Source organism: Desulfosarcina alkanivorans, from assembly GCF_009688945.1.
Lineage (GTDB): Bacteria > Desulfobacterota > Desulfobacteria > Desulfobacterales > Desulfosarcinaceae > Desulfosarcina > Desulfosarcina alkanivorans.
The window spans coordinates 4,182,079-4,204,648 of sequence record NZ_AP021874.1 but is presented as its reverse complement, the minus strand read 5'-3'; the positions used below and the strand labels follow the sequence as shown (position 1 = coordinate 4,204,648).

The window sequence follows — 22,570 nt, the reverse complement described above, 5'->3', positions numbered from 1 at the left end:
CATGACCCACCAGATTGCCGACCGGAGAGACATTGATTTCGTATTATATGAACAGTTCAGGATCCAGGAAATCTGCCAATACGAAAAGTACGAAGATTTTAATAAAAAGATGTTTGACATGATCATCTCCGAGGCCCGAAAACTTGCCATCAAGGAGATCCTGCCCACTTTTGCCGAGTCCGATAAGATAGGGGCAACCTTTGACAAGGGCAAGGTCCATGTGCCCGAATGTTTTAAAAAACCCTACAAGCTTTTTGTGGAAGGGGAGTGGACCGCCATGACCGCCGATCCTGAGCTTGGAGGACAGGGTTTGCCCGCCATGATTGCCACGGCTGCTTCTGAATACCTCTCAGGGGCAAACTACGCCTTTGGACTCTATGGATTCGAGGGCCATGCCGCGGGCCGGATGATCGAAGTATTCGGTACAAAACTCCAGAAAGAACTCTTTTTGAAAAAAATGTACACCGGCGAGTGGGGCGGCACCATGGACCTCACCGAGCCCGGAGCCGGATCCGATGTGGGAGCCCTGACCACCACGGCCGTGAAAAACGATGACGGTACCTATTCCATCACCGGAAACAAGATATTCATTACCTCGGGGGAACAGGATCTAACCGATAATATCATCCACCCGGTCCTGGCCCGCATCGAAGGGGCCCCGGCCGGTACCAAGGGAATATCCCTGTTCATCGTCCCCAAAATCTGGGTCAATGAAGACGGCAGCCTGGGGGATGACAACGATATCGTCTGTACGGGCATTGAAGAAAAGATGGGCATCCACGGTTCCGCCACCTGCGCGTTGACCTACGGGTCCAAGGGAAAATGCCGCGGCCTGCTGCTGGGCGAGGAAAACAAGGGCATGAAGGTGATGTTCCAGATGATGAACGATGCCAGACTCATGGTGGCGGCCATCGGCCTGAACTGTGCGGCCGCCTCCTATGGCCATTCCCTGGGATATGCCCGGGAACGGTTCCAGGGCCGGGCCCTGGAAAACGCCCTGGACCAGAACGCTCCCCAGGTCAACATCATCAAGCACCCTGATGTCCGGCGAATGCTGCTCTGGATGAAGGCCCATGTGGAGGCCATGCGGTCCATGATTTATTACGGGATTTCCCTTGTGGAAAAAGAGGAGCTGGCCACGGATGAAAAAGACCGTGCCTATCATAAAGGGCTGCTGGACTTTCTCACTCCCATCCTGAAAGCCTATTGCACGGACCGGGGGGTTGAGGTCTGCTCCGAGGGGTTGCAGGTATTCGGCGGCTACGGATATACCAAGGATTTCCCGGTGGAACAGCTCCTCAGAGACGCCCGTATCGCCCCCATTTACGAAGGAACCAACGGGATCCAGGCCATGGACCTTCTGGCCCGGAAACTGGGCATGAAAAAGGGGCAGGTCTTCATGGATCTGGCAGGGGAGATTACCAAGACCATTAATCAGGCCAGGGAGGTCCCGGCCCTGGGCGAGATGGCAAACAACCTGGAATCCAGCCTGAACCGGCTCACGGAAGTGGCCCAGCATATCGGACTCACTGCTATGTCGGAGAAATTCAAAATAGCCTTTGCCCATGCCTGCCCCTTCCTGGATGTCATGGGAGATGTGGTGGCGGCCTGGATGTTGCTCTGGCGTGCTTCCATTGCCGTAGGCCCCCTGGCAAAACTGACCAAGGAAAAAACCGGTGCCGACCTGGCTGCATTTCTGGAGAAAAACAAGCACGCGGCATTCTACCAGGGGCAGCTCACCACAGCCCAATATTTTATCCAGTCCATCCTGCCCGTAACCAACGGGAAAATGGATGCCATTAAAGCCATGGATTCGGCCGTAGTCGATATGCCCGAACTTTCATTCGGCACCTAATGGATAATTTACTTTTACGGCGGGGTGCCATCCCCCGTAAAAGAATGATGCCGGATTTCCGGAACAACCTTTTCGGGCCGGTGTTTTCGGGTCGGGACAATCCTGGTGCCCGGCCCGGAACCTTTTTATTTTTTAACCCTGGTTTAATGACTGCATTCTCGATGAGTTGAGAGGAATAGGACCATGTTTCGATGGTATTCCTGATTCTGGGGCAGTCGAGAAATATCGATAATTATGCACCAATTATGTGGCACTGTCTTTTTGGGAGAAATTTTAGCTCGGTCTAACAATTACAATAGGTTATGCACGCTGAAGGACCGATTTGGCGCCCTAATTGTAAAACTTCAGTTAACAGTTATTCCTGGAATCAATCGAGGTTGGGTAGTTCAAAAATCAGAAAATCATCAATGCGATTGATAGTATGTTTTCTTGGAGGTGATGCCAAGTTTTTTCATCCTGTGCCTCAAGGTGCTGGGATTGACTGACAAAAGCTCAGCGGCACCACCTTTCCCATATATTTTACCTTTAGTGATCGCAAGGGTATCTTGAATGTATTTCGAAATAACCGTATCGAGAGGCAGCGTCAAAGATGGGGTGGGTAGCTCTCCAGTATACGAAGGTTCCTTCATTTGATTGAACGGAAAGTCTTCAAATGTTAGAAATTGTCCTTTGTTGAGAATCAAAGCCCTCTCAACGGCATTTTCGAGTTCTCGGATGTTACCCGGCCATTCGTAGTCCATCAGCCGGGTCGCGTCATCAGGCATCAACTGGGGAATTTTTCTCAGTTTCATCTCCCTCGCCTTTTCCAATATAAAATGCTGCACAAGAGCCGGGATGTCCTCCTTACGTTCTCGCAGGGGGGGAATGGTGATCGGGAAAACATTCAGCCGGAAGAAAAGATCTTTGCGGAATTTTTTTTCCCCCATCATATCCTTCAGGTCGCGGTGGGTCGCCGCAATCACCCGAATGTCCAACTTCACTATCTCAACCCCGCCTACCCGTTGTATCTCTTTTTGCTGCAGGACTCTGAGCAGCCTTATCTGCGCATCGGGAGCCAGTTCACCAATTTCATCCAGAAATATGGTGCCATGCTGGGCCCGCTCGAAGACACCCCGTTTTTGTGAGGTGGCGCCAGTAAAAGCGCCCTTCTCATAACCGAACAGTTCGCTGTCCATAAGGGTCGGTGGAATGGCGCCACAATTGAAGCTGATCATAGGGCCTGTCTTCCTTGAAGATGAGTTGTGAATAGCCCCTGCGATGAGCTCTTTGCCAACGCCAGTCTCTCCCAGCAAAAGGACGGGGCTGTTTATCGGTGCGACTTTCCGGACCATCTCCATGGTACTGTAAAGGCCCAACTCTGTACCGATAACGTCCTGTCCAACACGGCGCCGGAGTTCGTTCTGGAAATAGCGACTATCGTCTGCCAGTAAATCTTTGAGCCGTTTGAGTTCCCGATGGCGCATGCTGTTGGTCAGTGCTACCGCAATCGGTTTGTTCAGCAATTCTAAAAGATTGAGATGATTTGGCAAAAATCGTTTGGGGTCTTTACCGGCAACCACAATTACCCCCATCAGCTTTTTTCCCAGAACGAGATCCATGATGATACCCGCCATTTCCGTCCCATTAAAATAGGCGGCGGCTTCTCGTGTTCCGTCGTGATCCCCCAGCCGATCGACCATCCAGGCCCCAATGGATCGCCTTTCCTCCAAATCTTTGATCACATTGACGGGAAGTGTGTTTTTGAATGAACATTCTACTCCACCGCTTTCCGTCGTATATGCCACTGTTTCCAAAAGGCCTGTTTCCTGTTCGTAAATATGAAGAGAGAGCATGTCAGCGGGTATGTATTTACGAATGCAGAGCAGGCATTGCCAGAGAGCCTCTTCAATATCGAGGCTTCCGCAAATGGCAAGCGTTGCTTCCCTGAAAAAAAATTCCATCGGTTTTGCCTCTTTCTTAATTTTAAATAGGGGAGACTATACAACACAACATATGATGATTTCGCCATATATGACAACCAAAATCATCGTATATGACGAAATTTTTCCGGATTGTAGGGGATAGTTAGAGTGGAGGCGCAACAATTTGATATTATGCGGCTTTTTCATAATGATTTTCTGGCACTATTCTTGGAGCATGAAATTGAGTCAGTACATATCAGTTGAAAAAAATTGCATGGTACCACCAGGTTCAAAGACAACCAAACTAGGTGAAAGGAGAAACTCGTATGGATCTTGAGGGGGCTACGATAATTGTCACCGGAGGGGCTTCTGGACTGGGAGAGGCTTGCATTCGCCAGTTCGTCAACAAAGGTGCAACTGCAGCTATTTTCGACTTGGACGAACAACGGGGAAAGAAAATTGCAGCCGAAGTAGGCGACAATGCCCTTTTTTGCAATACCGACGTGGTGGATCCAGGTTCCGTAAAAGCATCAGTCAATAAGGTGGTTGATACTTTTGGTGCGGTACATGTGGTGATCAATTGTGCTGGCGTTGGAACGCCCATGAAGGTGATTGGAAAAAAGGGCCCCATGCCTATGGACCGCTTCAGTCAGGTGATCATGATCAACTTGGTCGGCACCATGAACGTCTTGAGCCAGGCCGCAGATAAAATGCTACGCAATGCACCCAACGCCGATGGCGAAAAAGGCGTGGTAATCAATACGGCATCCGTTGCGGCCTTTGAAGGGCAGATTGGCCAGGCCGCCTACAGTGCTTCTAAAGCTGGCGTTGTGGGCATGACGTTACCGATCGCTCGTGAGTTCGCTGACTATGGCATCCGGGTGATGACCATCGCCCCGGGCCTGTTCGAAACCCCGATTTTGGCAGGGCTTTCAGAAAACGTTAAAGCTGCTTTAGCGGAGACAATTCCTTTCCCCAAACGTTTAGGTTTGCCAGGTGAATTTGCCCAACTGGCCCGGCAAATCATTGAAAATCCGGTATTGAATGGAGAGACGATCCGTCTAGACGCTGCTCTTAGAATGGCTGCGCGGTAACCAAGCAAGACAACCGATAAAGGATAAACGGATGCCTTACGAGACGATCTTGTATGAAAAAGATGAGAATCGAGCATTGATCACCCTCAATCGCCCCAGTCACATGAATGCTTTGAGCATTGAAATGCTGGCCGAGCTGGAACAAGTGGCTGACAGCATCGCAAAAGATATTGATATCGCAACCGTCATCATCACTGGTGGGCAAAAAAGTTTTGCCGCGGGCGCTGATATTCACCAAGTGAGCCAACTTGAATCCCCTGTTGCAGCCCACGATTTTGTGATTAAGGCCCAAGCTGTAATGAACAAAATCGAAAAGATCGAAATCCCTGTGATCGCTGCGGTAACGGGGATGGCTTTGGGGGGCGGCTGCGAGTTGGCCCTAGCCTGCGATATCCGCCTGGCTGCAGATAACGCCATATTCGGTCTGCCTGAGATCAAAATTGGTGTGATTCCCGGGGCAGGCGGAACCCAGCGTCTGTCTCGCCTAATAGGTCTGGGAAGGGCCAAGGAGATGCTTTTTTCGGGCGATCCGATCGATGCGCAGGAAGCATTCCGGATCGGGCTGGTCAACCGTGTCTTTCCGGCAGCGTCTCTTATGAACGAAGCCATCAACTTGGCCCGAAAGTTTGCAAAACGCCCCCGACTGGCGCTCAAGGCGAATAAGACTGCCGCCTCAAATGGCATCAATGTGGACCTGTATTCAGCACTTGCCTACGAGGCTCGGTGCTTTGAAATGCTTTTTTCAACACATGATTTAAAAGAAGGCATGCGGGCATTCCTTGAAAAGCGCAAGCCGTTATTTACCGGCAATTAGCCGGTGGGATGTGTTCCGAAAACATTTAAGCTTAACAAAGTCAGGACTCGAAGGAGGAAAAATGAGCTACACGATTATTGATGGCTGTCCGTCAACATCTGGTAATAACTACCCATTGAATACCATTTCAATGATCAAAAGCGCGGCAAAAACCTACCCGGAAGTTGAGATCGTTTCCCGGAAGAATGACGGATCGCTTTTCCGCTACAATTACGGTCAAGCCTACGAGAGGATCCAGAAACTGGCCAATGCATTGAAAAGGCTTGGTATCAAGCCTGGAGACAGGGTCGGGGTAATGGAATGGAACACTTACAGGCATTTCGAACTCTATTTCGCCATCTCGGGTATCGGTGCCGTGGTACTTCAGATGAACCTTCGTTTATCACCCGCTGATCTGTCCTACGTTATCAATCACAGCGAGGCCCGCTATATTTTCGTAGGCGACACCCTCCTGCCGTTAGTGGAGGCCGTCGCCGATCAGCTTAATACGGTTGAGGGTTTTGCGGTAATTACGGACAAGGATTTGGCGGATATCGAAACCAGCCTTGATTCGCCAAAAAGCTATGAAGCGCTTCTTGAAAAGGAAGAACCCGTATTCCAATGGCCGATGATCAATGAAAATTCCGCCTACAGCGCCTGTTATACATCGGGAACTACTGGAAAGCCCAAAGGCGTATACTATTCCCACCGATGCATCTACCTGCATACGATGGTGTTTGCGTATAGCGTCGGGCTGAAAATGGACGACGTGGTCATGCAGACGGTTCCGATGTTTCACGGCCAGGGGTGGGGGATCTGGCTCGGAGCACCGATGGTGGGGGCAAAGCTCGTTTTCCCCGGACGATATACCATGGAAACAACCGAGATCCTGGTGGATCTGATGGTATCGGAAAAGGTGACCTTTAACGGCGGCGCCCCGGCCATCTTCATGCCGATGCTCGAATACATCCGTAGCCTGCCGGAAAAACCTGATTTCACAGGCCTTCGCATGATTTCCGGTGCTACGGAACCCCCTCTCTCAATGATGCGGGGGTATTGGGATCTGGGCAAGGCCGAAATCCTTCATGCATACGGTGCTACTGAAACCACACCGCTTGTTCTGATAAATCGTTTCAAGCCGACCATCAAGGGATGGACCCAGGAGAAGGAATGGGGCAACCAGAAAAAACAGGGCTTACCATTGTGTGGGATCGACCTTAAAATCGTCGGCGCCGATGGTAACGAGGTTACTGCCGACGGAGAAACGGTCGGTGAACTCCTTGTTCGGGGCCCATGGATCACTGCAAGCTACCACAACGATGCGCGTACTGCAGATTGTTTTGATGAAGACGGATATTGGCAGAGCGGGGATGCGGCGACCATTGACAAAAACGGATACGTTAAAATTACGGACAGGTTCAAAGATGTAATCAAAAGCGGTGGGGAATGGATATCGTCCATCGATCTCGAAAATGCGATAATGGCAAATGAAAATGTACTCGAGGCCTGTGTCATCGGTCTATCCCATCCCAAATGGCAGGAACGGCCCTTGGCCTTGGTCGTTCTGCGGGAAGGGATGGCGGGATCAGTCACACCGGAAGACATTATCGGTTCGATCGGTGCCCATTTCGCTAAATGGCAACTTCCCGACGATGTCATTTTTGTTGATGAAATTCCGAAGACGAGTGTGGGGAAATTCGACAAAAAAGTCGCGCGGAAAGAGCACGAGAGGTTCTTCTTAGATGAATAGCGGTATCTTTTGGAGACGTTTTGAATATAAAAATAGGGGTGTGCCTCTTGCTGATTCGCATCATGATCTTTCAGGGCAGCCCGCGTTAAGCGCACCGCTATCTTCACCATGGAGGCAATGAATGGATTTTAGTCTTACAAAAGAACAGCAGATGATTCGCAAGGAGGTCCGCCGTTTCGCACAGAAAGAGGTCGCCCCGAGGATCGAGGAGTGCGAACGCAACGGAGAATACCCCTATGACATCATGAGTAAAATGGCGGAACTCGGTCTTATGGGAATTCCCTTCCCCGAAAAATATGGAGGCATGGGCGGGGACTGGGTAGGCATGCATTTGTGCATCGAAGAAATATCGCGTATTGACGCCTCCCTGGGTGGTCTTCTCGATGTAACCACCAGTGTCGTAGCGCAGGAAATCGCCGTATTTGGTACGGAAGAGCAGAAAAAAAAGTGGCTCGTTCCATTGGCCCAAGGGAAGGAGATTGGCGCCTTCGGGCTGACCGAACCGGATTCGGGCTCTGATGCGGGGGCGTTGCAGACGACGGCAGAATTAAAGAACGGAGAATGGGTGCTCAACGGTACCAAACAGTTCATCACCAATATCGGACTTGACAATGCGTCCATGACCATTGTGGCGGCACGAGTCAAGGATGGGGACAACGCCGATACCATTTCGACCTTTATCGTTCCCAAGGATGCGCCCGGATTCAAGCTGGGGGAGAGATACAGAAAAATTGCATGGCACCATTCGGCAACCCATGAAGTGATCCTTTCCAATTGCCGTGTGCCCGAAGAAAATCTTCTGGGGGATCCGAATCGCGGATTTGCACAACATCTCACTGTTCTGGAAACCGGCCGGATCAGCATCGCCGCAATGGCCGTCGGTCTGGCCCAAGCCTGCTTGGACGAAAGTCTCAAGTATGCACAGGGCAGGCATCAGTTCGGTCGGCCGATATTCGACTTTCAGACGATTCAGTTCAAACTGGCGGATATGGCCGTGGCGATCGAACTGGCCAGAAATCAGTATTTGAAAGCAGCCTGGCTAAAGGATCAGGGACGCTCCCATGCCTTCGAGGCATCGGCCGCCAAGCTTTATGCATCGGAAATGGCTGAAAAGGCGGCCAGCGACGCCCTATCGATCCATGGGGGGTACGGTTTAATGGAGGAGTATCCTATTGCCCGGTACTATAGGGGCGCCAAGATCCTTCAAATCGTTGAAGGGACATCGGAAATTCAGCGCCTCGTCATAGGAAGAATTCTCAAAAAGCGAAAATGAACGCCGCCAAAGAGCGATTCTGATTTGGTATTGGTTGATGGCAAATGGCAAACGGGAAGTCACTTTCTAGTGCTCGTGAACCGTTGCAGAAAAAGCCGTGCAATTTTAAGCCGACAAGCAAAGAAAGGCAGGAATGAATGCCGAAAAACCAAATAATATTTCACTCGGATGCTTTGGAAAAAAAAAACGACAAGTGGGTCCAGATGGGATTCAAATGTGATGCTTGTGGAAAAACATCCTATCCCGTAGTTGAGCTTTGCCCTTTTTGCTCCTCTGGAAAGGGGAAAAAAAAGCAACTGAGCAAAACCGGTACCGTGTTTTCCTACACGATAACAAGGGTTCCGGTCGGTCCTTACAAACCACCGATTATCGCCGGTTATATTGATCTGCCAGAGGGCACGCGTGTATTCGGACAGATCCACGCGGATATCGAAGATCTAAAAAACGGGCTTCAGGTAGAAATGAAAACCGGGGTGATTTGGACCGAAAAAGATGGAACAGAAGTCCTTGGCTATTACTATGTGCCCTGTAAGAATGGATGTGGAGGTATTAAATGAATCGAGATGTATATGTTTTAGGAATTGGCCAAACCATTTTTGGCAAGCACGAAGGCCTCACCGTAAATGATCTGGGGGCCACAGCGGCACTATCTGCAGTCAACGACGCCGAAATTTCTCCCAAAGAATTTCAAGTCGCTTATTGCGGGAGTATTAACAGCCCGCCAAATGTCATCCAGTCAACACTCATTCGTTTGGGGATGGCAAGGATTCCAATGTTTACGGTGGAGAACGCTTGCGCCAGTGGTTCAAGCGCAGTGCACTTACTATATCGCGATATTGCACACGGCGTTTACGATATCGGTCTGGCGCTCGGTGTAGAGTCCATGTCGGCCTTTAATAAAAAATTCGGCAAAGGGCTAATAGGTATAGAAGGGGATCTTCAAGCCAAATTGTCGCTTACCATGCCCTCATTTTTTGCCATGATGTGCAACCGATTGATGGAAGAGCGCGGAGCAACGCTGGAAGATATTTGTTATCCGTCTATCAAGAATCACAAGGCTGGTATGGATAATCCATTTTCCCAATATAAAAAAGAAGTCAGTTTCCAGGAAATCATGGATTCACCGATGATCTCTGATCCGATAACAGTTCTTCAGTGCTGCCCGCAGAGCGACGGGGCAGCCGCGGTCATCCTTTGCAGCGAGAAATACTATAAAAAATTCAATAAAAATCACCATCGTCCTATGGTCAGGCTCGTATCCTCTGTCATTGAAGTCAGCGGCCCCGAGGATTCCTCATACGATCCATTGGCATTGGAAACAAATATTCAGGGCGCCCGAAAGGCCTGTGAGATTGCAGGCGTTGAGGCGTGGAAAGATATTGATGTGCTTGAGATACACGATGCCTTCTCCGGAGAGGAGTTGGCAGCCTATGAAATGCTGGGACTTTGTCCACCGGGAGAAGGGGTTGCCTTTGCGCGTTCCGGAGCCGCTGAACTTGGCGGTCGTTGCCCGGTGAATCCCAGCGGAGGCTTGCTGTCCATGGGACACCCACTCGGTGCCTCCGGTGTCAGAGTCGTTAACGATGTCACCCGTCAGTTATGGGGAGAGGCCGGGAAGAATCAGGTGGAAGATGCCAAGGTGGGCATGGCTCAAATGCTGGGGGGGGTACTGTCGGGAATTGAATCGGCTGTGGTCGGCGGGTTTCAGGTGTTGATAAAATAATTTGATTGACTATTCAATAAGTGTTGAGGAAATCTTATGAAAAATGCCCTCCGAGGATTACGGATCCTCGATTTGAGCATGAACCTGCCGGGCCCTTACATGACATGGCTACTGGTTGAAATGGGCGCCGAGGTTCTCAAAATTGAGCCGCCCAAGGGAGGCGATCTTGCCAGGGCATTTATGAACAAGGGCCAACAAAACTACTTCCCTGTCTTTGACATGGTCAACAGAGGGAAAAAAAGCCTGCTCTTGGATCTTAAAAATCCTGAAGGACGCGCTACTTTCCTCGCCCTACTTGGAGATTATGATATTGTCATAGAAGGATTTCGCCCGGGTGTGATGAAATCCCTTAAGCTTGATTACGATAGCGTCAGTCCAAAATATTCTAATATTATCTATGTTTCCATCACTGGCTATGGCCAGGCGGGCAGCTACGCCCATCGTGCCGGACACGATCTCAACTTTCAGGCGCTTGCTGGTAGTTTCGATACTGGAGGAGCCATCTCCCAGGATCTTAGAGTCCCACCTCTTCCCGTTGCCGACCTGGCCGGTGGAGGTCTGCTCTCCCTGTCTGCTCTTTTAGCCGCAATCATTGAACGCAGCCGAACCGGCAAAGGACAACAGGTTGATATCTCCATGTTTGACGGCGTCTTTGCCCTTAATGTCTTAAGCCTCTGTCATTTACAAACAATGAGTGCGAATCCTCAAACGGCTTCTGTTGGGCATTTTCTGTCTGGCAGTCAACCATTTTATCAAATTTATGAAACCCGCGACGGCCGTTGGATGTCTCTGGCAGCTGTAGAGCCCAAATTCTGGAAAAATTTCTGTAAAGCCGTTGGTAGGGAAGATTTTTTTGAGCTTCAATTTGGCGGGCACGCTATCATCGAAAAAGTATCTGCTATTTTCAAAAGCCGCACTCAGGCAGAATGGGTCCAAGTGTTCAACAAAACAGACGCTTGCTGTGAGCCGGTGCTGACCCTAACCGAAACGATTGGATCCAACCTGTGCCAAGAACGAGCATTGCTCACAAGTGACGATGAAGGGCGCCCCTTTTTGACCAGCCCGTTTTCATCACCGGATAAACAACAAAGTGAAATGCTGTTGACGCCTCAACTCGGCCAGCATAGCGAGGAGGTTCTTAGTATACTGCAAGGCGTGTGAAGTGTTAATCCGCGGAATTTAACCCCAAGGAATGAACAATCAACTCATAGAATGTATCAGATTGTAAATGATTAGCAGTGGAAACGGATTGAACCTTTACTTACAAAACCTCGAAAGGATTGTGTCGCCGTTCCCCAAGCTGACAACCGAGACGTGTTGGAAGGAATCCTTTGGATTCTGCGAACGGGGGGTGCTTGGAAGGATCTGCCCAGCAAATATCCAAGCCCGTCAACATGCGGCGACGTTTGCGACTATGGGGGAATGAGGGTGTTTGGCTCGATGTATGGCGCAAATTCTTAGCTGATCCTGACGATAAGTCTTTGTTGGACTGGGAAGAAGCCTTCATCGACAGCAGTTTCGCTCCGGCCAAAAAAAGGGCAAAGGTATTCCTTCGGGAAGTACCATTACCTTTGCATCCCCGCACGAAGTAACCCTTGTTGACGAGGTGATGGCCCAAATCAAAGTGCCTCGCAACAAACTGGGTAGGCCGAAGATGCGCCCCAAACGTCTGATTGCATATCGTGCTTACGATAGTGATCCGCTTCGAAAAAACTGAAAAAGCGCCAGATTGATCTGAGTTGTCCACATCGAAAAAACAGGCAAAAACCCAAGCTGCAAGATGATTGCAAGCTGCGACGCGATAGAAAACGTTGGATCGTTGAACGAACGTTCTCCTGGATCGAAAATTATCGCCGATTGTTGGTTCGACACGAAAACCTGCTCTCGGTTTATAAGGCTTTTTCCGTGACAGGATTTCCATACATAGTCGGTGCTGCCGATTGCGTGATTTGTGCGATTCATATCCGTCAAACGGTTGGGACCTATGGCGCACTATCGGCTCTGGGGCGTCGTATGTAAAAACACATATGGGTTTTTTTTGTCCTGCCTGCTGACCTTTCAGGCATCCGTCCACCAGCGACTGGCCGTCGACGAATACCGAACTACAATTCCAACACCTGTGCAAGTTTGTCTAGATGGTAGTCTGTATCTCCCAATACAGGTTCGCAGGCTTTGGCGCGTCTGTAAAACAGGCCGATATCGAACTCCCTTGTCGTCCCGATACCACCGTGAATCTGTACAGCGCGATCGGTGATGAACTTGTATTGCTCGTTTACCTGCGCTTTGAGTGCGGAGACCTCTTTTCTGGCTTCCATGCCTTGATCCACCATCCAAGCAACCTTGTGCAGGTAATAGATGCTTGTGTCATATGCCACGCGCATATTGGCCATGTAGTGTTGAATAGCCTGGAACCCGCCGATGGGCGTGCTGTACTGCACCCGTTTTTTGGCATAGGCTGCGGTCATGGCAATGGATGCTTCGCACCCGCCCAGCATCTCTGCGCATTTAGCCACGATCGCTTTAGGCGCGATCTTTTCCAAAATCTTCCACCCGCTGCCTGGGGCACCGATCATATCTTCCTTCGCGACCTTCGCATTCTCGAAAGTGACCACGCAATTGTTATCCTTTCCGATGGTCTTCATTTTTTGCACGAAAACGCCGGGGGTTTTTTTAACGTCCACTATAAACAGCGTCACCCCTTCATCGGTTCTGGCGGCAACAATGATATCGTCGGCAATGTTCGCCTCCAGAACAAACAGCTTTTTCCCGTTCAGGAAATAATCGCTACCTTCACGCCGGGCCTCGAGCTGGATTCCCGACTCGAAGTAGCTGGCCTCTTCTTCGTATTGCGCCAGGGCCATGATTCTCTTCCCGGTGGCAATCTTGGTTAAAAGCTCCTTTTTCTGTTTCTCCGATGCACCCTCTATCAGGATCAGGCCGCATAGGATTACCGTTGTGAAAAATGGGCTCGGATGCGCTTTTTTCCCCATCTCTTCCAAGATGATGGTCATGTCCGTAAAAGAGCTCCCAAGCCCACTGTAGCTTGTCGGAAAATAGAGCTCCATCCATCCCAGCATGGCCATTTTCTTCCACATCTTTTTATCAAAGCCGGCTTCGCTGTCTTCGATCTCCCTGACTCTATCAAAGGGGCATTCTTTGGACAAAAATTCTGCAACAGACTTTCGCAGCATTTCCTGTTCTTTGCTGAAATCCAGATTCATTTGCTATCTTCCTCCAAAAGCACATGATCCATGTTGGTTATGCTCGTTTGTTTTCTTTAATCAATACGATTATTTTAATTTTAAACGCGGCAACCCCAATCCAACCCAGGCGATCAGGTTTCGTTGAATCTCATTGGTGCCGGCATAGATGGTGGCCCCTTTGCTCATTTGGTAAAGATCCGTCATGGTGCCGCCCATGGGTGCCCACGGATCTTCCTCCAGCTGACCGTAAAGGCCCATTATTTCGGTGGCGTAATTGGCCAGTTTTTGGGCCAATTCCGTCGAATACAGCTTGGAAGCGGATGCAGCCGTGATCAGGCCTGAAAAATCGCCTTTCTGATGCATCCAGGCTATTTTGTAAGCAAGCGTTTTACCCACTTCCGCGCCAATGAAAAGCTTTGCAATTTTTCGCCGGGCATTGGGATCTTTGGACAGGGGCTGGCCGTTCCGGACAGTCGTCTTAACGTAATCGATCAATTGCTCGAGATAGCGTTTGGCCCCTGAAAACCCCCCGGCTCCGCTGCGCTCGAAATTCATGGTCTGGCGCGTCAGCGCCCAACCCTCACCTTCCACGCCGATCAGATCCTCGGCCGGAATCTTCACATCGTTGAAAAAGACTTCGTTGAAGACGTGCTTGCCGTTCATGTACAAAAGCGGCCGGACCTGGATGCCGGGCCGATCCATTTTCAGGTGAAAGACCGAGAGTCCCTTTCCCCGTTTTGAATCCGGGTCGGTTCGGGCCAACAAAAACATGTAGTCGGCCCGGTGCGCGCCAGTGGTCCATGTTTTCTGGCCATTGACAACGAAGTAGTCACCCTTGCGCGTGGCGGTAGTCGTCAGGGACGCCAGGTCCGACCCTGCATCCGGTTCACTCCAGCCCTGGCAGTAAAACGCTTTGCCTTCTCTGATCGGCGGAAGCAGTCGAGCCTTTTGTTCCTCGGTTGCGCCTGCAATCAGCGTGGGGGCAAACATACCCACGGCAAAACCGTCCACGCCCGGGGCATTGTAATACCCCCTGACCTCGTCGAAGATGACCTGCTCCATAATGGACGCCTCCTGGCCGCCGTATTTCTTGGGCCACCCCATGGAAAGCCAGCCCTTCTGCGCCAGTTTGTCCGCCATGTATTTGTGGAAAGCGAATCCTTCCTCGGTATCGTAAATGCCTTCCAGGCCGCCGTTGCCAAACTGCGGCGGTGCGTTCTTCATTTCATGTTCGAAAAACTCCTCGAATTCCTGTTTCTTTGTTTCCTCTGCAATGGTTAGCTTAAAATCCATTTATCCATTCCTTATTCCTTGAGATTCCGCCTCATTCTCCTGCGTAAGGCGGATTTAAAACGCAAAATTAGAGTAATTGAAAGATACAACGCAATGTGGAAGCCTTTGTAAACCGTACTTTTTGGCCCACGGCTTGCGATCCATCACAGTAAATCGCCACGTCGACATTAAAAGGTTTTATGTCACTCTGGCGATTCGGTTACGCTAACTCTGCCAGGGCATTGCCCAGCACGAGACGCCCGTCGGCGGTGTTTACCTGAATGATATAGTTGCCGCCCTCTCGCTTCCAGCCGGCTACCGTTATGGTTTCTCCGGGGAACACGACGTTCATAAAGCGGGCCGAGAAAGCTTTTAGCGCCGACGGTTCCCCGCCGCATACTGTCTGGACGATAGCCCGACCGGCATACCCATAGGTGCAGAGCCCCTGCAGGATCGGCTTTTCGAAACCACCTTTTTTAGCGAATGACGGATCGATGTGCAGCGGGTTTTTATCGCCGCTCAGACGATATAGGGCGGTCTGATTCGGGGGAATGGGATATTCCACCTGAAAATCGGGTTCCCGATCCTTCGGCGGCACGATTTTTTCGCTTTTAGGCCCTCGTTCACCGCCGAATCCACCGGCCCCGCGGTCAATGATAACGGCCCGGTTTTCGAAAATTAGGTCGCCGGAGTCGTCATGGCTAGAAAGATGCACATTGACCACGGCTCCGTTGTGGCCCTTGTCGTAGATTGACTCGCATACCATGGATGTATGAATGGTGCCGGCTGGGGCAATGGGTTTATGGAGAATGATCTTTTGTTCTCCATGTAACACTTTAAACAGATTCAGACCTGCCTTAGGAACGAAAACCGACAGGAACGTTGGGATAAACGGCACAACGGCAAAAGTGGGAAACACTTTCAGTTTCTTTTCGTAGATATAGTCCAACTCATCCATTCCCGCCCCAATGCCCAGGGCATAGAGAATTACGGTGTCGTGGTCGTAGCTGAACGGCTCGACTTCTATTGCCTTTCCGACGATATCCAAGTTAAGCGACATGATTATTGGTCCTCAATTATTAATTATTAGCGGCGAGGTCACGATTGGAAAAGGGTCGACCGTGATTGTTCTACATGGAAAATCCTCCGCCACATATCAGTACTTGCCCCGAAACATAATTGGACAGGGGTGACGCAAAGAACAGGATCGTATTGGCGGCTTCTTCCGGGGTGCCGGGTCGTTGCATGGGAATCATCCTGATGAAGAGGTCCCTTTGCTTGGCCGGAACGCCTACGGCCACTTTCTCCTTGCCCGTGTCCACTTCAATCCCTTTTTCCTTGTCCTGGGTTAAGCGTGTGTCGATGAATCCGAATGCCACACAATTGGCCTGGACGTTGTAGCGGGCCCATTCCTTGCTCATGGTTTTGGTTAATCCTATGATACCGGCTTTGGCCGAGCTGTAGTTGACTTGGCCGAGATTGCCACCCACACCTGCCACGGATGAAACGTTGACGATCTTCCTGGCTGTGGCCATGCCCTTTTTTTCAATCTCTTCCATAGCCGCATTGCAGAAGTAAGGATGGGCAGCTTTGATGATTCGATACGGGGCCTTGAGGTGGATGTTGAGAATTTTGTCCCACTGCTCGTCGCCCATTTTATGAATCATGCCGTCCCAGGTGAACCCGGCATTGTTCACGATAATGTGCAGGCCGCCCCATGTGTCTACGGCTTTTTGGACGATCCCTTGTGCGAAGTCAGGCACCATAACATCGCCCACATAGCTTACAGCTTCACCGCCCGAATCGATAATCCGCCCAACCGTTTCCTCCGCGGGCAGGGCATCGATGTCGCTGACCACAACCTTTGCTCCTTCCTTTGCAAATTTTAGTGCGGTCGCCTGACCGATGCCTCGTCCCGAACCGGTGATAATGGCCACTTTCCCTTTTAGTAAATCTCCCATTTATTCTTTTCCTTTCGCTAATTTATCACGAAAAAGCGAACTACTATCCAAGCCCTACTATAGATATGGCCGCAACATTCGAATGCGGCATGCCACCCAGATTGTGGGTCAAGCCAAAACGAGCATTTTGAACCTTTCTTTCCTCGGGAACCCTCTCTAGCAGCTGTTCGTACATAGCGTAGATCATGCGCAGCCCGGATGCGCCGATGGGATGACCGAAGCATTTTAACCCGCCGTCCACCTGGCATGGAACCTCGCCGTCGAGGTCATAATATCCTTCCATGATGTCCTTGTAGGCGCCGCCCTTGGGTGAAATGTGAAGGTCCTCAAGGGTGACCATCTCGGTAATGGAAAAGCAGTCGTGCACTTCGCACATACTGATTTCTCTGCGGGGATTCTTGATTCCTGCCTCCTCATAGGCCTTACTCGCGGCGATTCGTGTGGTAACAAAGTGGGCGCCGTCCCAGGAGTTGCCAATGGATTCTTCGCCCGAACTGACTGACACGGATAGCGCCTTTACATTGACCATATTCTGATTTTTCTTCAGGCTTTTGGCGATCTTTGGGGTGGTCACGATGGCACAGGCGGCGCCATCGCTTACCCCGCAGCAGTCAAACAGCCCTAAAGGGTAGGCGATCATGGGTGCCGCTTTGATCTGATCTTCGGATACGACTTTTCGCAAGTGCGCTCTAGGATTTAACACCCCATTGGCATGACTTTTTGCAGAAATGTGGGCCATGGCATCCTTGATTTTTTCCATGGGCACATCCCACTTGGCGCTATATGCTGTTGCTAGCTGAGCGAAAAGGCCCGGTGCGCTCGTATTTGCCCCCATCATACTATTTTGGACGCCCAGCCAGCTGCCACCGGGTAGCCCTCCGTATCCTGTGTCTTTGAGCTTTTCTACTCCCAAAGCCAGGACAATGTCATAGGCACCGGCCGCCACCGAGTAGCAGGCCGCCCGAAAAGCTTCTGTTGCCGTGGCACAGTAGTTTTCCGTTCTGGTGACAGGTATGTAGGGTAGTTTTAGGGCTACACTCAGCGGTACCGCAGCTTTTCCTACGTTGATTTCGTCAATGTGAGTGCCTACATATGCCGCCTGGATTTCATTTTTCTCGATACCTGCATCTTCCAGGCATTCAGTCAGGGCTTCGGCAGCCAGGTCTTCGGCATACGATTCCCATCGTTCACCGAAACGTGTGCATCCCATTCCTAGTATAGTTACTTTGTCTTTTATTCCATCAGCCATTTATTTCACCTCCTTTGTCGGAACTGCCTTCCAGAAGTATCCGGAAATGCCTCTCTTTTCATCGTAGAATTTTCTTCGAAAGCTCATAGAGACGGCCATGCCGGTTTCTAAATCGTCCAGGCTGCAGTCAGTGAAATCGAACATCATCTTTCCGCCGCCTTCGAACTCTACCTGGCCATACACCGCTGGCGGGTTGGTGGAGGCAGCCAGCATGTCGCCGGTAAAGCTGGCCACATGGCCAATCTTGTCGGCAAAACGGTACTCTTCCATCTCGCCCACGGCTCCGCAGTCTTTGTTGACACAGATTTTCTGTGGAGGCAGCTGGAGAGTACCACATTTTTTGCATTTGGATCCCCAGAGGCCCAACACCATTTTCTGTGAACGCCACAGGGCCGACCAACGGGTCCAGACGTCCTCTTCTGAGCGAAGACCAGCGTCTATAGGCAGGATGTCCCGCCACACTAAATATTTCGTATAGTTGTCCAATTCGGTTTTATCGGCCAGAGCCGCCGAGATGGTCCCGGCGTTCTGATGATCGCTGATGTTCTCGGTTGCCTCAAAGCAGAGTGCATCGCACCCGCTGCCGAAACTGACCACCAAGATTTTGTCGCCGGGATTAGCGGTTTCCAGTGCGCTGGCCAGCATCAACAGAGACTGGGCCGTCCCACTTTGTCCGATTTCGATTTGGAAGTTGCTTTGGTCCGCTTCCGGAGCAATCCCCAGCATCTTGTTCAGCTTTTTACGTGCCGCACTGTAGTGGCAGTCGTAGATGATCTTGGCAAAATCGTTAATCTTAAGATCTAGCTTTTCCAGAAGGCCATTGACTACCTGGGGGATGAATTGGTCAAAACCCAGATCTCGTATCCAGCGGTCTTCCCACTGGCGGTCGTAGATGGCGTCCTTCCCCCGATAGTGGTCGGTAAAATCATAGGATAGGGAATAGGCTCCCTTGAACTCAGCAATAACGTTGTCATTGCCGACCATGAATGCTGCGGCGGCATCGCCGAAAATCAGTTCCTGGGGGGAGGCTGGCTTGCCCAGGCGGCTTTCGGCGGCGGTTACCACCACGTTATTCAGACGTCCGGACGCCACCGCGTCCACGGCGGATAAGAGAGCACCGGTGCCAGCCTTGAGGCCGCCAGAGAAATCCGCTGTGTGGATCTCTTCCCCCAGTCCCAAAGCGGTGGCTACGATGCCGGAATTGAGCCGTTCTTTGTAGGGCATGGTGGTGGATGCTAGAAAAACCCCATCCACAACGGTTGGATTTTTTCCGTTGAGGGCATTCAGACCGGCGGCAACGGCCATGGTAATGCTGTCTTCGTCAAAATTAGCCACCGCCTTTTCTCCCTTGGCGTTGGCGATGTTTCCCGGATTCATCCACCCCATGGCCTTGTAGACCTGCATCCGGTTTAGGCGGTAGCGTGGCACATATCCGCCATACGAACAGATTCCCGACATGTTTCGCCCTCCTTGTTAAATGTAAGTTGAAAACAAAGGATGTTAAGAGAACTATGTAATCATCAAAATTATTATTTTTTCCCATGTCCAGCGCTGAGCGCAATATTGAAATCATGCTGTGATAAACCCTTGGCAATGATTCCCTTCATGATTTCATTGGTTCCTGCAAATATGGTCATCACTCTGACATCCCTCCACTCCCGGGCCAGCGGGCATCTTTCATCCAGTGCATCCCGGCCTACAATGTCCATGCAGCGGCCCGTGACCTCGTTGATCATTTCCGATGTCTGGTACTTTGCCATGGAGGTCTCCATGACAGCATTCCTTTCTTCCATGTGGTCCGCTACCAGTTTTTCGACAAAGCACCGCGACATCTTCACCTGTGTGGCCATCTCCGCCAGATCGAACTGAACAGATTGGTTTCTGAACAGGGGCGCACCTGCAATGCTTTCTCTTTGGCAGTAGTCGATGGTCCATTGAAGAACGTGTTCCGCCCGTGAAAGCGCCCAGATGGAGCAGACCAACCTTTCCTGCTGCAATTTTTTCATGAGCATGACAAAGCCGTCACCCTTTTCGCCCAAGAGGTTTTCTGTCGGAATCCGGCAATTGGAAAAAAAAAGCTCGGCCGTGTCCTGGCTGTGCATCCCCATCTTCTCGAGCTGAGTACCTTTCTTGAACCCAGGTGTGCCGTCTTCAACAATAAACAGTGAAATGGACTTGTGCGGGTTTTCAGCGGCAGGGTCTTTGGCTGCAAGAACGACAAGGTCGCAGTTGACGCCATTGGAAATGAAAATTTTGGAACCGTTGATCACAAAATCGTCGCCGTCCCGGACAGCGGTGGTTCTCATGGATGCCAGGTCGCTGCCGGCATCCGGTTCGGTCATGGCTATGGCGGTAATGGCCTCGCCAGTGACACAGTCCGGCAGGTACTTCCTTTTCTGGGCTTCTGACCCATAGCTTTCGATATAGGGCACCACGATGTCACTGTGCAAAAGCGTCATAAAGCCGCTTTGGTGGGTTTTGGCCATCTCCTCGGCACAGATTAATGAGTAAAGAAAATCGCCCTCCATGCCCCCGTAAGACTTGTTAACGGCCGTGCATAAAAAGCCGTTTTGTCCCATGCGTTTCCAGTCACCTTTGGGCACGATATGCTGGGCCTCCCACTGATCCACCCTCGGCCGGATATGGCTGCCAATGTATTCTTTCAGTCGATGGCGGAATGCCTTGTGCCCTTCCGAATAGTCCAAAATTTCCATTTATGGTCCCTTTATCGAAGTCAAAGAGAAAGAATGCGACTGATAACAATTCTTTGTGTCTGTAGTCTTTAGAAGCTGTCTTTATACGAATTACGCATGTCTCTTTTTAAAATTTTACCGGTAGGTGTTTTAGGTAGTTCGTCAACAAAAATGATCTTTTTAGGAATTTTAAAAGAAGACAGGTGGGCCTTGCAATGCGCCATCAACTCGTTTTCGGAAGGAGCTGTATCGGCTTTCAACTTGACTACGGCAGCTACCGCCTCCACCCATTTGGGATGAGACAGGCCGATAACGGCGACCTCCTCTACGTCCGGATGCAGGTATATTGCTTCTTCTACCTCTCTGGAGGCAACATTTTCGCCGCCGGTCTTGATCATGTCCTTCTTCCGATCCACGACCGTAATGTAACGGTCTTTGTCAAGAACGCCTAGATCTCCTGAATGGAACCACCCGCCCTTCATGGCTTCTTCTGTTTTTTCCGGTTCCTTGAAATACATAGTCATCACATGGGGGCCTCTGCCGCAGATTTCTCCAGGCACACCGATATCGGTAATTTCGCGGCCCTCGTCATCTTCGATCCTCGACTCCATGTGCAGCCCTCCCATACCGGCAGAACCGATTTTGTTCATTGCGTCTTCGGCCTTTAGGATGGTGTGATAGGGGGCTAATTCTGTCTGTCCGTAAAAATTGTACACGCCGGAATTGGGGAATTTTTGTAAAATTTCCCTTAATATCTCCTGGGGCATGATGGAGGCGCCGTAGTAGCATTTCGCAAGACTCGACAGGTCGTATTTTGTAAACTCCGCATGGCGGAGCATGCCGATCCAAACCGTTGGCGGAGCGAAAAACATACTTGCCTGGTAATGGGCAATATTCTTGAGTATGAGCTCGATGTCCGGCCCCATGAGAATGTTGGTCCCACCGAGCCAGAAAATGGGATTCATAAACACATCCCGCTGTGCGCAATGGTATATAGGAAGCGCGTTGATGCAAATATCATCGCTGCTAAATTTTCCGTCAATAATGCACCCCATATATTCGGATATGAGGGACTGGTTGCTAATGATGACCCCCTTTGGCAAGGATTCGGTTCCGCTGGTGTAGGTCATCTGGACAGGGTCCTCGATCCTCAATATGACCTCAGGTTTGGTTGTAGGGTGGGTGTTATACCAATCATCGAAATCGAGAAACTTTTCTACAGGTTTTTGTCCTTCTCCCTGCTTTGACCAGATAAAGGTTTCCACAGATGGCATGTTGTCAATGGCATCCTTCACCTGTGGATAGAACGAATCTTCGACAATAAACACCTTGCTTTCCGAGTGGTTAATACAATAGGCGATATCATCTCCTCCCAAAAGGTAGTTTATCGCCAGATATATTGCGCCGATCTTGGCGCTACCCATCCAGGTGAGAACATGGTGATGGGTATTGTGGGCCAGAATGGCAACCCGATCGTATTTTTTGACACCAAGATCGGTCAACGCGTTGGCAACCTGATTGCACTCATCTTCCAGTTCAGCATACGTGCGGGTGATATGGTTAAAAATAAGTGCGGTTTTATCTGGAAAGTGATATCGGCTCCTTTGGAGCATATCGGCAATGACCCAGCGATTGGTGGCGTTGTTTCTCTCCATGATAAACTCGATGTTTTCCTTGTTAATGATGGAGTATCTTCCTTTTTCCTTTTCGGAAAGAGGTGCGTGTGAAATCGTCATATTGGCCTCCCATAAAAAAGTGTAAGTCGGCAGCTGACCTCAATTATCTACGTTTGTTGTGAAAAAC

The 22,570-nt window shown here is 50.5% G+C and carries 19 protein-coding genes; 10 read left to right on the top strand and 9 right to left on the bottom strand.

All coding sequences use genetic code 11. The annotated features are described in order from the left end of the window. Window position 1 precedes the first annotated feature (1 nt). Window positions 2-1,855 (top strand): acyl-CoA dehydrogenase, encoded by a 1,854-nt coding sequence (locus DSCA_RS18385; protein ID WP_155317810.1) that lies wholly within the window; start codon window positions 2-4, stop codon window positions 1,853-1,855. Window positions 1,856-2,259: 404 nt separating this feature from the next. Here DSCA_RS18385 and DSCA_RS18380 read toward each other — a convergent pair whose 3' ends face one another. Continuing rightward, entirely contained in the window at window positions 2,260-3,795 is a 1,536-nt protein-coding gene (locus DSCA_RS18380) for a sigma-54 interaction domain-containing protein (protein WP_155317809.1), read from the bottom strand. 287 nt (window positions 3,796-4,082) lie between these two features. On the opposite strand from DSCA_RS18380, the gene DSCA_RS18375 reads away from it, so the two are divergent. The 9 genes from DSCA_RS18375 to DSCA_RS33275 all read left to right on the top strand — a co-directional run bounded on the left by DSCA_RS18375 (window position 4,083) and on the right by DSCA_RS33275 (window position 12,408). Then, entirely contained in the window at window positions 4,083-4,850 is a 768-nt protein-coding gene (locus DSCA_RS18375) for an SDR family NAD(P)-dependent oxidoreductase (RefSeq protein WP_155317808.1), read from the top strand. A gap of 31 nt (window positions 4,851-4,881) precedes the next feature. Further along, window positions 4,882-5,664 (top strand): enoyl-CoA hydratase/isomerase family protein, encoded by a 783-nt coding sequence (locus DSCA_RS18370; protein ID WP_155317807.1) that lies wholly within the window; start codon window positions 4,882-4,884, stop codon window positions 5,662-5,664. A gap of 61 nt (window positions 5,665-5,725) precedes the next feature. Next, the gene (locus tag DSCA_RS18365; RefSeq protein WP_155317806.1) at window positions 5,726-7,393 is read left to right on the top strand and encodes a long-chain-fatty-acid--CoA ligase; all 1,668 of its coding nucleotides are present in this window, start codon (window positions 5,726-5,728) and stop codon (window positions 7,391-7,393) included. A gap of 121 nt (window positions 7,394-7,514) precedes the next feature. Beyond that, window positions 7,515-8,666 (top strand): acyl-CoA dehydrogenase family protein, encoded by a 1,152-nt coding sequence (locus DSCA_RS18360; protein WP_155317805.1) that lies wholly within the window; start codon window positions 7,515-7,517, stop codon window positions 8,664-8,666. A gap of 137 nt (window positions 8,667-8,803) precedes the next feature. Further along, window positions 8,804-9,223, top strand: coding sequence for a Zn-ribbon domain-containing OB-fold protein (locus DSCA_RS18355; protein ID WP_155317804.1), 420 nt, complete (start codon window positions 8,804-8,806; stop codon window positions 9,221-9,223). Further along, window positions 9,220-10,389 carry a thiolase family protein gene (locus tag DSCA_RS18350; protein WP_155317803.1) on the top strand — a complete coding sequence of 390 codons (1,170 nt, stop codon included), beginning with the start codon at window positions 9,220-9,222 and terminating at the stop codon, window positions 10,387-10,389. The genes DSCA_RS18355 and DSCA_RS18350 overlap by 4 nt, the downstream gene beginning before the upstream one ends. Window positions 10,390-10,425: 36 nt before the next feature. Further along, entirely contained in the window at window positions 10,426-11,550 is a 1,125-nt protein-coding gene (locus DSCA_RS18345; protein ID WP_155317802.1) for a CaiB/BaiF CoA transferase family protein, read from the top strand. An 87-nt stretch (window positions 11,551-11,637) separates the two neighbouring features. Next, window positions 11,638-11,850: a transposase gene (locus DSCA_RS33280; RefSeq protein ID WP_155320479.1), complete on the top strand. Its 213-nt coding sequence runs from the start codon at window positions 11,638-11,640 to the stop codon at window positions 11,848-11,850. A 252-nt stretch (window positions 11,851-12,102) separates the two neighbouring features. After that, the gene (locus DSCA_RS33275; protein ID WP_155320478.1) at window positions 12,103-12,408 is read left to right on the top strand and encodes a transposase; all 306 of its coding nucleotides are present in this window, start codon (window positions 12,103-12,105) and stop codon (window positions 12,406-12,408) included. Between the two features lie 83 nt (window positions 12,409-12,491). On the opposite strand, the gene DSCA_RS18330 is transcribed toward DSCA_RS33275, so the two are convergent. From DSCA_RS18330 to DSCA_RS18295, 8 genes are all read right to left on the bottom strand, one after another. Continuing rightward, entirely contained in the window at window positions 12,492-13,610 is a 1,119-nt protein-coding gene (locus tag DSCA_RS18330; RefSeq protein ID WP_155317801.1) for an acyl-CoA dehydrogenase family protein, read from the bottom strand. A 69-nt stretch (window positions 13,611-13,679) separates the two neighbouring features. Further along, window positions 13,680-14,885, bottom strand: a complete 1,206-nt coding sequence (locus tag DSCA_RS18325) for an acyl-CoA dehydrogenase family protein (protein WP_155317800.1) — start codon at window positions 14,883-14,885, stop codon at window positions 13,680-13,682. 199 nt (window positions 14,886-15,084) lie between these two features. After that, window positions 15,085-15,924, bottom strand: coding sequence for a MaoC/PaaZ C-terminal domain-containing protein (locus DSCA_RS18320; RefSeq protein WP_155317799.1), 840 nt, complete (start codon window positions 15,922-15,924; stop codon window positions 15,085-15,087). A 70-nt stretch (window positions 15,925-15,994) separates the two neighbouring features. Then, window positions 15,995-16,825 (bottom strand): SDR family NAD(P)-dependent oxidoreductase, encoded by an 831-nt coding sequence (locus DSCA_RS18315; protein WP_155317798.1) that lies wholly within the window; start codon window positions 16,823-16,825, stop codon window positions 15,995-15,997. Window positions 16,826-16,868: 43 nt separating this feature from the next. Then, window positions 16,869-18,074 (bottom strand): acetyl-CoA acetyltransferase, encoded by a 1,206-nt coding sequence (locus DSCA_RS18310; protein WP_155317797.1) that lies wholly within the window; start codon window positions 18,072-18,074, stop codon window positions 16,869-16,871. Next, on the bottom strand, window positions 18,075-19,409 hold the full coding sequence (locus DSCA_RS18305; protein WP_167527853.1) for a hydroxymethylglutaryl-CoA synthase family protein: 1,335 nt from the start codon (window positions 19,407-19,409) through the stop codon (window positions 18,075-18,077). 194 nt (window positions 19,410-19,603) lie between these two features. After that, a complete protein-coding gene (locus DSCA_RS18300; protein WP_155317795.1) occupies window positions 19,604-20,788 on the bottom strand; it encodes an acyl-CoA dehydrogenase family protein in 1,185 nt (394 codons plus the stop codon). A 68-nt stretch (window positions 20,789-20,856) separates the two neighbouring features. After that, a complete protein-coding gene (locus tag DSCA_RS18295) occupies window positions 20,857-22,503 on the bottom strand; it encodes an acyl-CoA synthetase (RefSeq protein ID WP_155317794.1) in 1,647 nt (548 codons plus the stop codon). Window positions 22,504-22,570 lie beyond the last annotated feature (67 nt).